This is a genomic window from Vitiosangium sp. GDMCC 1.1324 (genome assembly GCF_003044305.1).
Taxonomy (GTDB): domain Bacteria; phylum Myxococcota; class Myxococcia; order Myxococcales; family Myxococcaceae; genus Archangium.
In genome coordinates this window covers 146,913-160,842 of sequence record NZ_PZOX01000028.1, presented here as the reverse complement: position 1 = coordinate 160,842, position 13,930 = coordinate 146,913, and the positions used below count along the sequence as shown (strand labels likewise).

Below are 13,930 nucleotides of genomic sequence, written 5' to 3'. Positions count from 1 at the left end.
CGCCTGCCCCTCAGAGGCATCAGTCCGTGGAATACCGATGAACAAGGCAACCGTTCTCCAGTTCCGTTCGGAACCCGAAGGGGGTAAGGCACCGCGCCATGTGTGGGATCTTCGGAATCGTCGGCAACCCAGAGGCTTCCAACCTGACGTACCTCGGCCTGCATGCGCTGCAACATCGCGGGCAGGAGTCGGCGGGCATCGTCGCCTCGGACGGCCATAGCCTGCGGGCCCACCGCGAGATGGGCCTCGTGGCGGACATCTTCACCGCGCCGGTGCTCGACAAGCTGCCGGGCGCCTCGGCCATCGGCCACGTGCGCTACTCCACGGCGGGCGGCAGCCAGCTCAAGAACGCCCAGCCGCTCTCGGTGGAGTACGCGGGGGGCCACCTGGCCGTGGCCCACAACGGCAACCTCGTCAACGCCCAGGAGCTGCGCACCTCGCTCGAGTCCGACGGCGCCATCTTCCAGTCGGACGCGGACACCGAGGTCATCATCCACCTCATCGCCCGCTCCAAGCAGCCCACCTTCGAGAAGAAGGTCATCGAGGCGCTCTCCAAGGTGCAGGGGGCCTACAGCACCCTCTTCCTCACCGACACGAAGCTGGTGGCGGTGAGGGATCCGTTCGGCTTCCGCCCGCTGGTGCTCGGCATGCTGAAGAACAGCTGGGTGCTGGCCAGCGAGACCACCGCGTTGGACCTCATCGAGGCGGAGTTCATCCGCGAGCTCGAGGCCGGGGAGATGGTGGTCATCGACGAGACGGGCCTGCACTCGAGCCACCCCTTCCCGCCCACGCGGCTGGGCCGGTGCATCTTCGAGCACGTGTACTTCGCCAAGCCGGACTCGGTGCTGTTCGGCACGAGCGTGTACGAGGTGCGCAAGGAGCTGGGCCGGCAGCTGGCGAAGGAGCAGCCAGCGCCCGGAGCGGACCTGGTCATCGCCGTGCCGGACTCGGGAGTGCCGGCGGCCATCGGCTACGCCCAGCAGAGCGGCATTCCGTACGACGTGGGCCTCATCCGCAGCCACTACGTGGGCCGCACCTTCATCGAGCCGCAGCAGTCCATCCGCCACTTCGGCGTGAAGCTGAAGCTGTCCGCGGTGCGCCAGGTGCTCAAGGGCAAGCGCGTGGTGGTGGTGGACGACTCCATCGTGCGAGGCACCACCAGCCGTAAAATCGTGAAGATGCTCAAGGCCGCCGGAGCGGTGGAGGTGCACCTGCGCATCTCCTCACCGCCCACGCAGTGGCCGTGCTTCTACGGCATCGACACGCCGAGCCGGCAGGAGCTCATCGCCTCCAGCCACAGCGTGGACGAGATTGCCCGCTACGTGACGGCGGACTCGCTGGGCTACATCTCCCTGGAGGGCCTGGGCACCGCGGTGGGAGACAGGGAGCGCACCACCTTCTGCACGGCCTGCTTCTCCGGCCAGTACCTGACGGGCAACCTCAACCCAGGCGCCTCGGCGGCGGAGTCCACCCCGAAGCTCGCCAGCGCCTGAGGCGGCCCCTTCGGCGATGGCGGGCCCTTCCTCCCATCCCGAGTTCCTCCGCGCGGAGCGGCAGTTCACCCGCTCCGTGCTCGCCGGCATCGTGCTGCTCGGCCTGGTGGCCGTGGCCGGACCGTTGCTCTCCTACCGCAGTGACGTGCACGAGGTGCGCGGCCAGTTCCGGGCGCGCATCGCCCGCGAGTCCCGGGTATACGCCGAGGCGCTCGGCCTGCACCTGAAGCTGCTCAAGTCCGAGCTGGCGCGCGTGGCCGCGGGAGTGGGCCCCGACCTGCAGGAAGAGAAGGCCACCGAGGACATGCAGGACCTCACCGCCCCCGAGGCGGGCCTCTTCCGCCAGGGCATCGTCCTGGTGGATGCGGCGGGCCGGCCGCGCTGGAGCGAGCCCCACGAGCTGCTCGCGGGCCCCGCGCTGCTGGAGCGCCCCTGGTTCCAACGCGTCCTCGCCCAGCAGGCGCCCACCGTGGACGCACTCGCCCCGGGCTCCTCCACCTTCGTCGTCGCCGTGCCCGTGGTGCGCAAGGGCCGCACGGTGGGCATGCTCGCGGGCCTGCTCGACGCGGGCGCGGACCTCCCCGGCGCACGGCCCACGAGCGAGCACCTGACCCTGCTGGTGCTCAACCGCAATGGAGACCTCTTCCTCCCCAGCGCCCCTCCTGCCTGGAGCACGGCGCCGGGCTTCGCCTCGATGGTGGAGGAGATGCTCGCCCAGGGAGGCCGCGAGCTGGAGACGGGCCATGGCCAGGTGTTCGCCTGGGCCACGCCCGTGCCCGGGACGGAGCTGCGGCTGGTGCTCGCCACGGATGAGACGAGCACCCTCGCGGCCATCCGCAGCCGGCTGCTGGCGCAATTGCTCGTGCTCGCCGTGCTGCAGGTGGGCACGCTGCTCCTCTTCGGCCTGCACTGGCGGCGCGTCTACCGCCTCTTCCTGGAGATGGAGCGGCGCGCGGCGGAGAAGGAGACGATGGCCGCGCTCGGCTCGGCGGCCGGCCTCATCGCCCACGAGGTGAAGAACTCGCTCAACGGCCTCAAGGTGGCCACGGGAATGCTCTCGCAGACGGAGGAGCAGGGGCTCGCGGTGCGCACGCTGCGCGGACAGATAGACAGGCTGGCGCACCTGGCCACCTCGCTGCTGCACTTCGGCAAGCCCGCGCGGGTGCAGTGCCTGCCCATGGACCTGCCGCACCTGGTGCGCGAGGTGCTCGAGGGACTGCGCGTGCTGCCGGAAGCCGAGGAGGTGCGCGTGGAGGCCCACCTGCCCGAGGAATTGCTCCTGACGGGAGACCCGCTGCTGCTGGCCACCGCGCTGGACAACCTGGTGCGCAACGCCATGGAGGCGGCCGTGGCGGCCAAGGACCTGGGGAAGGTGGACTCGCCCGAGGTGCGCGTGAGCGTGCGCCAGGAGGGCGACAAGGCGGTGGTGGAGGTGGAGGACAATGCGGGCGGACCACCCCCGGGCTTCGAGGACCGGCTCTTCGAACCCTTCGTCACCACCAAGTCCAAGGGCGTGGGGCTGGGGCTGTCCATGACCCGGCGCGCGGTGGAGCAGCAGGGCGGACGACTCACCTTCGAACGCATCCCCGGCGGCAGCCGCTTCACCCTCCACCTGCCCGCCCAGCCCCCGCGGAACGTCCACGACTCCCAGGAGCAGACGGCATGAGCGCTCCCCTTCTCTTCGTCGATGATGACCGGGCCTTCTCCTCGATGGGCGCGGCGGCCCTGCAGCGCGAGGGCTATGCCGTCACCCTGGCGCGCTCGCTGCACGAGGCCCGTGCCGCGCTCGGCAAGCTCACGCCCGCCCTGGTGGTGCTGGACCGGCGGCTGCCGGACGGAGACGGGCTCATCTTCCTGTCCGAGCTGAAGGCCCAGGCCCCCGGCGCGGTGGTGGTGATGGTGACGGCGCACGGGGACATCGCCAGCGCGGTGGACGCGGTGCGGGCGGGGGCCGCGGACTACGTGGCCAAGCCGGTGGAGCTGGCCGACCTGGTGCTGCGCGTGCGCCGGGCGCTAGACACGGGCCGCCTGCAGGACCGGCTGGCCGCCGCCGAGGCCGAGCTCTCCGGACGGCGCCGGCTCGTCGCACCGGCCTCGGCCGCGATGCAGCGGGTGCTGGCCGCGCTGGAGCGCATCGCCGCCTCGCCGCGCAGCGCCGTGCTGCTGCTGGGAGAGACGGGCGTGGGCAAGGAGATGCTCGCGCGGCACCTGCATGAGCAGTCCTCGGGGGGAGATGGCGCGCCCTTCGTCCACGTCAACTGCGCGGCCCTGCCCGAGCAGACGGTGGAGAGCGAGCTGTTCGGCCACGAGAAGGGCGCCTTCACCGACGCGCGCACGGCCCGCCGCGGACTGGTGGAGGTCGCCAACGGAGGCACGCTCTTCCTCGACGAGGTGGGCGAGCTGCCCCCGGGCCTGCAGGCCAAGCTGCTCACCTTCCTGGACTCGGGCCGCTTCCGGCGCCTGGGCGGCACCACCGAGCAGTCGAGCAGCGCGCGGATTGTCGCCGCCACGAATCGAGATCTACCGGCCCTCATGAGCCGGGGGGAGTTCCGCGAGGACCTCTGGTTCCGCCTGAGCGTCTTCCGCATCGACATTCCACCGCTGCGCGAGCGGCGAGAGGACATCCTCCCCCTGGCCCAGGGAATCCTCGCCGACCTGCGCCGGGAGCTGGGCCGGAGGGCCACCACGCTCGGCCCGCGCGCCCGGGAGCGGCTGCAGGCCTACGCCTTCCCGGGCAACGTGCGCGAGCTGCGCAACCTGCTCGAGCGCGCGCTGGTGATGGAGCCCGGCCCGGAGCTGGAGCTGGACGTGCTGGAGGGCGTGAAGCCCACGGTCGCCGCGGTGACACCCACGGTGGACGCGGAGTCCTTCGTGCTCTCCGGCCCGCCTCGCGCATTGGAGGAGGTGGAGCGCGCCTATACCCGCTGGGCCCTGGAGCGCCTGGGCGGCCGGCGCATGGAGGCGGCCAGGGTGCTCGGCCTCTCCTACCCCACATTCCTCAAGCGGCTCGGCGAGGATTAGAGGCGCGTTGGCGTCACAAGTCGGCCGATTTGGAGCCGAATGTGCGTCAGGTTCCGCAGTTTCCACACCATAGCCTTCAAGCCAAGCCCTCTCGGATCCCCGGTACGTGGTAGTGAAGCCGCGTCATCGGCAGCTCGGCTCCGCACCACCGGAATATTCCTCAATGTGAGAAGTATTCAACTTACCTACTCTGGCCCCTCAGTCACGGACCGTTCTAGGGAGATAGCAGCAGCATGAGTATTCGCATCCTCCACTTCAGCGATATCCACATCTCCTCCGGAAACACAGCCTCGGTAAGGGATCGAGTCGAGGCGATGCTCGGAGTTTGCGCGAAGGAATCGCGCATCGACGCCGTCTTCTTCACCGGAGATGCCACATACTCTGGCCAAGCAGGCCAGTTCGAGCTGTTCCACCGACGAGTGGTGGAACCCATCCTTGAAGCATTCGCACTTCAGTCGCAGCGGTTCTACATCGTTCCGGGCAATCACGACGTAGATCGCAGCCGGATTAGGAAGCTCACGGAACCAGGCATTCGGAATGCCGTCTCGACTGCCGATGCTGCTGATGAACTCTGGCGCAACGAAGAGGATCGCAAACTCCCCTTTGATCGGCTGAATGCGTACGACGAATTCGTCCAGCGGAACAACCTCCAGCACGCCGCAAGTCTGCTGCAAGTCGGTAGCGAGACCATCGGAGTCTGCTGCCTGAACAGCGCCTGGACGTCATCCGGCGACCAGGATCGTAACAAGCTGGTCATCACGCGCGCCCAGGTTGATGAGCAGTACAGTCAGATCAGTAGCGCGCCAGTCCGAGTTGCACTCTGGCATCATCCGCTGAGCTGGCTCGCAGACGACGACGGAGTACGCGTGCGGGAGCGGATGTCTGCTCGCTTCGACATGTACTGCATGGGACACCTGCACGAGGACGAGGGGATCCGCTTGTCCTCTCCGCACGGTGAGTGTTACTCTTTCCAGGCTCCCGCCCTGTTGGCCGCGAAGGCCCAGACTGGATTCCTCATCTACGAAATTTCGTCGGTCACTCGGCAACTCGCGGTGACATCCTATCGATGGGACGACCGGCGCGGTACGTATCACGCGAGCCCTGAATTCGCGCCCCCGAGCGGCACCTGGAAGGGGACATTGCCCAACCGCTCTGGTTTGGATGACAAAGCGCTGACCTTGCGCACCCGGGCATCACAGGATCTCCGGACTGAGTACCAATCGCGTCTACTCCGGCATCTTCCGCCCAGCACATCTATTGCGTCCCGCGATATCGAGCATCGCTTCATCGAACCACATCTGCTCGCGCCATCCGGTAAGCGCGAGCGCACACTCCAGCTCCAGGACATCCTCAAGGACAACAAGTCCCATATCATTGCAGGTAAGCCGCATTCCGGAAAAACGACGCTGCTCGATTACATCGGCGCGAAGCTGAGTGTCTCAGGTTGTGTGGCCATACGGCTAGACTTCTCAGAGATTGCCGACAAAGCCGAACGCCGCGGGCTTGTGACCCTGATTTCCGAACGGCTGAACAAGCCGAAGAACCAAGCCGACAAGATGCTCGGGGGCTCCGTGGCCCTTTTGATCGATAACGCGCTAGTAGAGTCGAATCGTCCAGAGTGGGGAATTATCAATGGCTGGCGCAACAATTGCCCATCCCTCCGCGTGATCGCGGTTGGCCCTCCCATCATGCTTCCGACCGAGGAAGAAATTCCCGGGACATGGGTCCGCTCGACACTGAACCCCCTTCCAGTCACACGAGTTCGCGATGAGCTCACCCGATTCGGGAGGTCCCCAGGAGAGGCCGTTGGACAGAAACTCGAGGCCTCGCTGAACACTCTCATTGAGGCAGAACTCCCACGATGGCCGTGGGTGATTCTGATATTGGCCGAGCTTACCAACCGGTCGCTAGCAGGTGACATCACCAACCTCGTAGGCCTGCTGAAGACCTACGTCGATCTTCGCCTGGGCGTCTTCGAGATCGCATCGGGAGAACGGCCCAAGATCCGAGCCCGCCTGCTCCGTACTCTCTCGGCAAAGATGATGGATGGGCGCAAGAATGTTCTCACCTTCATAGAAGCCTTGGACCTCATCAATACAGAGATTCGGGCCTGCGCCATCGAAGCCGAGCCGCGTGAGTTGCTCAAGGAGCTAATCGCTAGCCAACTCCTCATCATGGATGGTGACGAACTCTCCTTCGCATTTTTCGTATTGCAAGAGTTCTTCTATGCCGAGCACCTGCGTGAGACGATGTGGTCCGATGTCGAACAACTCGATGGTGATAGCCTTATCCGACTCGGAGGCGCGCTCGTTTTCCTCGCGGAGATGGTGGACCAACCGAAGCTGGTGGAGCGGTGCTTGGCGCTCACCAAGGAACACCTCCCTGAAGGAGCCAGACCGTTCCGCATCGACGATCTAGCGGACCTCACCCATCTCATGCCCGAAAACAGTCCAGAGGAGGCGGTCAGCCGGGCTAAGGCTGGCGCACTCTCTGTTGACGAGATGGGCGTCGTCCTATCGGAGGCAGAGTCCGCGCGGGCGGGCACCCGACTCCATCGTGTGCGCCACGGTAAGGAGGGGCTTGAAGCCCTCGGCCAAAGCATCTACCAGTTCGTTTCCGCAGTTGGCGTTCTCCGCAGCAGTATGTGGCTTAGTAAGGATTCGAAGCTCTCGGCCACGAAGGCGGCAGTAGACTTGTCCACCATGCTGCTGGGAGAATTCATCCGAGACGAGCAACTCACCTCCGCGATAATGGATGCGGTCGCCCCTGGCTGGAAGAGCAGTAAAAAAGAACTGTCGGGCATTATAAGTGCGACCATGCTTCTCATCATCGGGCATCTCGTCGCCAATACAGGCGGAGCTCGCCACCTCGCATCGACGCTCCGGGAAACGTTCATGGCAGAGCAGGACGAAATCCGGCGCATCCTGCTTCTGATCTGGTACAGCGAGCTGGGCGGAGAGGGCACACACTCATTGGTCGACAAATTGCTGGAGGAGACCTCCAGCAACACGGTAGTCGGCATGTTAGAGTTCTGGCTGACTATTCGGTACATCAATTCCGTCTCGTTTAGCTCCGTGAACGTGGTCACCTTGGAATCGATGCTCCGGCGAACAGTGCAAGAGCGAATGCGACGCACCTCAAGCAATTCCGCCGTCGAGATCAAGATACTGGCGGATCAACAGATGCAGCAGGCGAAGAAGCTCAAGCTGCAGCATTCTAGTACGACTGAATGACTGTCGGCGCGAACCAGAGGCACTGACTTGCGAAATTAAAGCCAGCCTGCCCCAGCAAGTTGGAAACTCTCGCCTACGATGAGGGAGTCGTACCGACCGCGGCACCGGCTTCCTTGTGCGGCAGGGCCCCCATGGCCCGCAGCATCCCCGCGAGCACTTCCTCCAGGGTCGTCCAGCCGCGCACCACGAGGCCGGATTGCTCGAAGGTGAGCCGGCCCCGGTTGGTGGCGTCGTTGAGCTCCGCCAGGAGGTTCGCCAGCTCCTCCGAGAATCCCATGTCCATGAGCATCGGAATCTGGGCCGCGGGCATGTGCTCCTCCACGCTCACCGGCCGTCCGAGCAACCGCCGCAACGTAGCCGCCACATCGCTGGGGCTGTAGTCCTCCGGTCCCGTCAGCTCCACCAGGCGCCGGCCGAGCGTGGGCTCGCGCAGCATCCCGGCCGCGGTCTCCCCGACGTCCCGCGTCGCCACCATGTGCACCTCGCGGTCCGATGGACCGAGAAAGCTCGGCAGCAGGCCCGAGCTCACCACCGAGGACAACCCCGCGCCCCAGTTCTCCATGAAGTACGCCGAGCGGACGATCGTCATCGGCCTTCCCAGCGAGCCCAGCTCGCGCTCCGCCAGGTTCAGCGTCTTCACGAGGCCCGTCCCATTGGAATGCTGCGCCCCCACCGAGGAGAGCAGCACGAAGTGCGGCAGCCCGCTCTCGTCCACCGCCCGCCGCATCGCATCCACCACCGTCCAGCACGCCTCCAACACCCCGACGCTCGAAGGCACGGGCGGAGGCACCATCAGATAGGCCCCCTGCGCTCCCACCATGGACAGGGACAGCGAGGCGACATCGCGCAGATCCGCCAGCACGACCTCGGCGCCCCATCTCCGCCACGGCTCGGCCTTGGCCTCGTCACGAAGGAGGACCCGGACCCGCTCGCCCCGCTCCAGCAGCGTCCGAGCCACCACGGACCCCGTATGTCCCGATGCGCCAGTCACCACGTACATAGGACTCTCCTCGCCACTCACCGGAGGCCGGGCCTGGGCCCTTCGCTTCGGCAGTGCCCCGCGTATCAGCCACCAATGTGTGTCCCCTCCCGGCTTCTGGCGGGCACCTGCATGGGTCCATCCCCGCGAGGGCCAGCCCGACAGCCACCGGGCAGGAAGCAGTACGAGGCCTCGGATGTCCGCTCCGAGAGCGGCACCGCGCTCAATCGGAGGCCCCCCGGCTTGACAGGGATGCGGCGCTTCGCAAGCGTCCAGGCATCGGGCGCCGCCCCGGCGTCCTGTGTTCGTTCCACCTCCGAGGGGGGACCCATGAAGGAAGTCGAGGACCAGAGCCAGGGACGCAAGCTCCTCACCGCCGTCGAGCGCATCCTCTCGGATACGGACAGCCTCATCGCCCTCGCCGAGCGGCACCTGCGGCGGGCCCTGGAGAACAAGCGCGACAACCTGGAGATGGCACGCCATGCCGCGGCCACGGAGGTGGTGCGCTCCTTCTCCAACAAAGCGGCCGTTGCCGGAGGCCTGGCCGCCGCTCCCGCGCTGCTTCCCGGCGCTGGCACCCTGGTGGCGGCCCTGGGCGGAGCGCTCGCGGACATGGGCTTCCTCCTCAAGTACGAGGTGGAGATGGCGCTCGTGCTCAGCCACCTCCATGGCTTCGACATCCGCAAGGACGAGGAGCGGCAGCTCGCGTTCCTGCTCGCCTCGGTGAGCACCTACGACGCCCGCAGCGGGGAGAACATCCTGCTGGACATGGCGAAGGCCGAGGGCGTCGCCATCTGGAAGTACGCGCCGCGCGAGGTCTCCAAGATGCTGGTGGGCGTGATGACGAAGCTCGCGCTCCTGCAGCTGTCCAAGGGACTGGTGCGGGCCCTGCCGCTGGTGGGCATCGCGGTGGGCTCGTCGATGAACAAGGTCCTCACCACCCGCGTGGGCGAGCGGTGCATCCGCGACCTGGGCAAGCGCCGCGAGCTCCTCGCCACCGAGGCGGAGCGCGAGGAGTCGGAGCAGGAAGACGTGGTGGAGGCCCGGGTGCGGCGGCCCGCGAAGAAGAAGAGCCCGAGCAGGAAGAGCACGGGAGAAGCCACGCCGGCACGGCGCCGGGCCTCCGGGAGGAAGTCATGAAGAACGAGTCCCATACCGAGCTGCTCGCGGCCCTCTGGCCGGATGCGAAGCAGGTGCCCGCGAAGGTGCTGGAGTGCCGCCACTGCGGCCGGCGCAACCGGGTCCAGGTGCCCCGGGCCATCCTCGAGCCCAACCAGTGCGAATGCGGAGCATGCGGCAAGCCGCTGTTCCTCGCGCCCCAGGAGCCCCTCTCCGGCATCGCCTCGAGCGCCTACGAGCACGCGTTGGACCGCACGGCGTTGGCGGCCCTCAAGGGCATCCCCGGCTTCCCCGCGCTGATCCGTTGGTTGATGTCCCAGCTCGGCGAGCGAACCCTGCGACTGTTGAACCTCTCCAGCGCCGTGCTCTGCGGAGAGGACCAGTTCCCCGAGCTGGTGGCCCTGCTGGAGCAGTCCCGGCGCAGCCTGGATCTGACCCAGAAGCCCACGCTGTTCCTCTCCGAGTCTCCGCATGCCAACGCGGCCACGTACGGCAGCGAGGAACCGTCCATCACGGTCTACGCGGGCCTGCTGGACCAGCTCAACGACACGGAGGTGCTCACCGTGATGGGGCACGAGCTGGGCCACATGCACGCGGAACATGGCCTCTACCGGACGGTGGCGCTGGTGATGGCCAGCGGCACCCACCTGCTGGGCACCGTGGGACAGGTGCTGAGCTTCCCCCTACAGAAGGCGCTCTATAAATGGATGCGCTGCTCGGAGCTGACGGCGGACCGCGCCGGGCTGCTGGCCTGCCGGGACCTGGGTGCCTCGCTCAACGTGCTGATGAAGCTCGCGGGAGGCCACCGGCCGGGCGTCACTCGGCGCACGAAGATGCAGCTGGCCCCTTTCATCCGACAGGCGCGCACGCTCGCGAAGCTGGAAGAGGACAACTGGTTCGACGGCCTGCTCGCGACACTGATGACCATGGACAACAGCCACCCGTTCGTCGCCTGGCGGGTGATGCACCTGCTGGAGTGGGTGGAGCACGGCAACTACCTGGAAATCCTCGCCGGACACTACGAGCGCGCCAAGCGCCCGATCGCGGCCTGAACGAAGAGCCCCATGAGCCACACCTCCGCCCACCGCTCTCTGACCCTCGGCCTGCTGCTGATGACCAGCACCGCCTCCGCGGCCGAGCCGAAGGATGCCTCCTGGGCCGAGCTCCAATCCGTCCCGGCCCGCCTGCCCGCCGCGCAGCCGAAGCCCGCCGAGCCAGCCCCGTGCCAGCCGGAGAACTTCATCCCAGGCGAGACACCCGTCCAACGCGTCAAGCGCGAGGGCACGCCGTCGGAGCTCTACGCGCTCTCCACAGGCGAGCAGATGAACATCAACGGCTGGCTGAAGGAGAACGAGCGGGTGGTGAAGCTCCCCAGCCCATACACACTCACCTATTACACGTTCGGGTGCGCGAGCGACTTCTCGGACGTGCTCGACGTCTCGCGCAACGGTAAGCGCCACGGGCTCTATCAGCACGTGATCGGCTTCGAGGCACATCCCTCCAAGCCCGTCCTCTTCTTCGACCAGAACGAGCGCAAGAACGGCCGCTACCAGAAATTCATCGGACTGGTGGACATCGACACCAAGCGCAAGACGCCGCTGCCCGAGCTGCCGTGCGTGTCGGGCACGAACGCACGCTTCTCGGGAGACCGCCTCATCACCTACGGTGAGGCGCACGCGGGCAAGGACGGCAGGACGGACGTGTGCGTGTGGAGCCTCGACGGCAAGCTGAAGGCCCAGCTGCTCGCGGACCTCGACTGGACGGCCGGAGCCAAGGACACCCTTCTCGACCAGGTGGGCGTGCTGCCACGCGAGCCCGGCACCTTCTACTCCCTCCACCACGACCGCTTCACCGAGCCCGCCCACTGTGAGCTCCGCCTGCAAAGCCTCACACGTGCCAACCAGTCTCGGCGCATCGACCTCGGCGTCTCCGACTCGCCGGAGGCCTGTCTGAGCAACACGGCCAAGCTCGACACGGCGAGCCTCACGGGCCGCTAACGCCCGAGCTCCCCGACGAGTTCGAATCCCGTCGGGAACACTTCAATCGGGGCCGGAAGCTCAGACCTCTACAAAATCTCTGGCGCCTTCCTCGGGGCCTCGAGAGGAGCTGGGGCTGCGGCCACCCTCTGAGACATGGCCCAGAGCAGGGCACGAAAGCGCTCGAGATGCGCGTGCGCATCAATACGTCCGTAAACCTCCACCAGATCGCGGTCGCTGAGGGCCTCGTACTCGGACGCACGCTGGGGGGCAGTGGCCGGGATCTCCGCTCTCCTTGACGCGACGATTGCCTCGAGCTCTTTGCGCTCCCAGGACTTATCAGAGGAATTGCTGGCATGCTCGCCAGCCCGCAGCAGCGCAAGTGCGGCGAAGCCGAAGATGAGAGTTCGGAGGATGGAGCCGATGACAAACCCGATGCGGAAGCCGGCTTGAGCGGCCTCTGTTCCGCCTGGTTGCTCCGGGAGCAGTATGTCCCAGAGAAGCGCGGCGACGGTGAGCGCCGCGACGAGCCAACCGGCAACACGAAATAACTTCGACTTCATCATCCCCTCCCGAAGCCCTCTTGCACTGATTCAAAGGATAAACGCTTTGACACCCGCCCGGGGGCATCCAGCACCACCTTTTCGTCCGTGCCATCAGGGTACTCACCAGATCAGGTAGAGCCCCACCCTCACGCCACTGCGGTCGAACTTCTTCAGAAGATTGGCAAGTAGTTCGCGGTCCTTGGACACATGCAGTGGAAGAGTGGAAGGTCTCAAAGGACTCGTTCCGACGCCTCGCGACCTACAAGTCGTCTGACACCTTCGGCTGTGCTTCCGCGACTTGCTCCGCGCCCTTGCTGGACCGCGCCGCGCCCACTGCCCAGGTTCCTATGACGCTGCGTCGTCCCTTGGAGTACCCGACCGAGCCCAAGCCCCGCGTCGCTGGTGCCCTCCCGCGCCAGGTTCCGCGCTCCGGCACACCCTGGGACCCCTCACTGTCAGATTGCGCATACAGACTCCGAACAGCCCCACCAGGACCCTTTAGGTTCTGATTTTGTTTGAGGACGTAGCCATGCGTTTCCGAGCGTGCATCGCACTTTTGCTCTTTGCCTCAGCCTGCGCCAGCGCGCCCGCCCCGCTGTCGATGCCACGGCATCACGCCTTCGTCCCGACTCGTCCCTCGGGCCCGAGCATCCGGCTCGTATCCGCGCCGATGGACCCGGTGCAGCAACAGTCACAGATTAGAAAGGCGGACCTGGACCAGGCCAGGGCACTGCTCTTTCGAGCGCGCACGGACCTGGAGCCGCGTCAATGGGAAGCGTTGGACGGAAGGCTCACCGCAGCGGAACGAGCTTTTGAGCGCTTCTCCAGAGCCGCTAAGACGAGCGGGCAAGCCGCCGAGGTGTCGAGGGGGGCGGAGGGGGTCGCGCAGGCTGGACGCGCCAGGACGTTGGTTGAAGTCCTCCCCCGGGTGGGCCCGTTACTCGCGCTCCTCGTCCTGCTCTATCCCTCCAGCACCGCCGGTCCGGAGATCGACCGTCGTCCGGAGTGGGTGGACGCTCAAGGGGAGTACGAGGCCCGTCTGCGGGAGGTGGCGGAGGAGTCGCGACGGCTCATGGAGGAGCTTGTGCCACAGGATGCCGAGGAGGTGGTGCCGGACTTTGATTCGGAACTGGTTGCGACGGTCGCAGCTCCCCCCCATTGGCGGACCCGAATCAATCCGGCGACGGGCAAGAACTATTCTAGCGAGGAGGAGTACGAGCGGGTTCCCCTCTACCCGGGTCAGACCTGCAAGAACAGCCTGCTCGACAAGCTTGAAGCGAAGAAGGATCAGCTCCTCAGGGAGATCCCTCGCTACAATCCGAAGGAGCACAACACGAAGAGTGAAAAGAAGCTGGACAAGGTGCCGTGTTCCAAGATCCGGCTGCGTCTTGAAGCCATGAAGAAAGTTCTGGAGACGCGGTGGGAGATTCAGAAAGAATGCTTTGGAGGCAAGCCCGACTCGGGCCACAACACAGCCATGACAGAACTCGAAAAGGGCCTTGCGGCAGCTAAGGCTCTCGAAGCGAAGAATTGCGCCCCGGGTCATCCGATGTCGGAGCTGTGA

Annotated in this window: 10 protein-coding genes; 8 read left to right on the top strand and 2 right to left on the bottom strand. The window is 66.2% G+C overall.

The genetic code is table 11. From position 1 onward, the window contains the following. Positions 1-98: 98 nt before the first annotated feature. The 4 genes from purF (at position 99) to DAT35_RS49890 (ending at position 7,747) form a co-directional block, all read left to right on the top strand. Positions 99-1,493, top strand: coding sequence for an amidophosphoribosyltransferase (gene purF / locus DAT35_RS49905; protein ID WP_108076465.1), 1,395 nt, complete (start codon positions 99-101; stop codon positions 1,491-1,493). A gap of 16 nt (positions 1,494-1,509) precedes the next feature. Then, positions 1,510-3,159: a sensor histidine kinase gene (locus DAT35_RS49900; protein ID WP_108076463.1), complete on the top strand. Its 1,650-nt coding sequence runs from the start codon at positions 1,510-1,512 to the stop codon at positions 3,157-3,159. Continuing rightward, positions 3,156-4,514 carry a sigma-54 dependent transcriptional regulator gene (locus tag DAT35_RS49895; RefSeq protein ID WP_108076462.1) on the top strand — a complete coding sequence of 453 codons (1,359 nt, stop codon included), beginning with the start codon at positions 3,156-3,158 and terminating at the stop codon, positions 4,512-4,514. Before DAT35_RS49900 ends, DAT35_RS49895 begins: the two co-directional genes overlap by 4 nt. 233 nt (positions 4,515-4,747) lie before the next feature. Beyond that, positions 4,748-7,747: a metallophosphoesterase gene (locus DAT35_RS49890; RefSeq protein WP_108076460.1), complete on the top strand. Its 3,000-nt coding sequence runs from the start codon at positions 4,748-4,750 to the stop codon at positions 7,745-7,747. 73 nt (positions 7,748-7,820) lie between these two features. Here DAT35_RS49890 and DAT35_RS49885 read toward each other — a convergent pair whose 3' ends face one another. After that, positions 7,821-8,747: an NmrA family NAD(P)-binding protein gene (locus tag DAT35_RS49885; protein WP_158502211.1), complete on the bottom strand. Its 927-nt coding sequence runs from the start codon at positions 8,745-8,747 to the stop codon at positions 7,821-7,823. 309 nt (positions 8,748-9,056) lie between these two features. On the opposite strand from DAT35_RS49885, the gene DAT35_RS49880 reads away from it, so the two are divergent. Genes DAT35_RS49880 through DAT35_RS49870 form a run of 3 tightly spaced genes read left to right on the top strand, consistent with a single transcriptional unit; the run spans position 9,057 to position 11,842 of the window. Further along, positions 9,057-9,866, top strand: a complete 810-nt coding sequence (locus tag DAT35_RS49880) for a hypothetical protein (RefSeq protein ID WP_158502210.1) — start codon at positions 9,057-9,059, stop codon at positions 9,864-9,866. Then, positions 9,863-10,897: a M48 family metallopeptidase gene (locus DAT35_RS49875; RefSeq protein ID WP_108076456.1), complete on the top strand. Its 1,035-nt coding sequence runs from the start codon at positions 9,863-9,865 to the stop codon at positions 10,895-10,897. The genes DAT35_RS49880 and DAT35_RS49875 overlap by 4 nt, the downstream gene beginning before the upstream one ends. A 12-nt stretch (positions 10,898-10,909) precedes the next feature. Continuing rightward, positions 10,910-11,842, top strand: a complete 933-nt coding sequence (locus tag DAT35_RS49870; RefSeq protein WP_108076454.1) for a hypothetical protein — start codon at positions 10,910-10,912, stop codon at positions 11,840-11,842. 68 nt (positions 11,843-11,910) lie between these two features. On the opposite strand, the gene DAT35_RS49865 is transcribed toward DAT35_RS49870, so the two are convergent. Continuing rightward, entirely contained in the window at positions 11,911-12,387 is a 477-nt protein-coding gene (locus tag DAT35_RS49865; protein WP_108076452.1) for a hypothetical protein, read from the bottom strand. A 649-nt stretch (positions 12,388-13,036) separates the two neighbouring features. On the opposite strand from DAT35_RS49865, the gene DAT35_RS49860 reads away from it, so the two are divergent. Next, positions 13,037-13,930 (top strand): hypothetical protein, encoded by an 894-nt coding sequence (locus DAT35_RS49860; RefSeq protein WP_146210208.1) that lies wholly within the window; start codon positions 13,037-13,039, stop codon positions 13,928-13,930.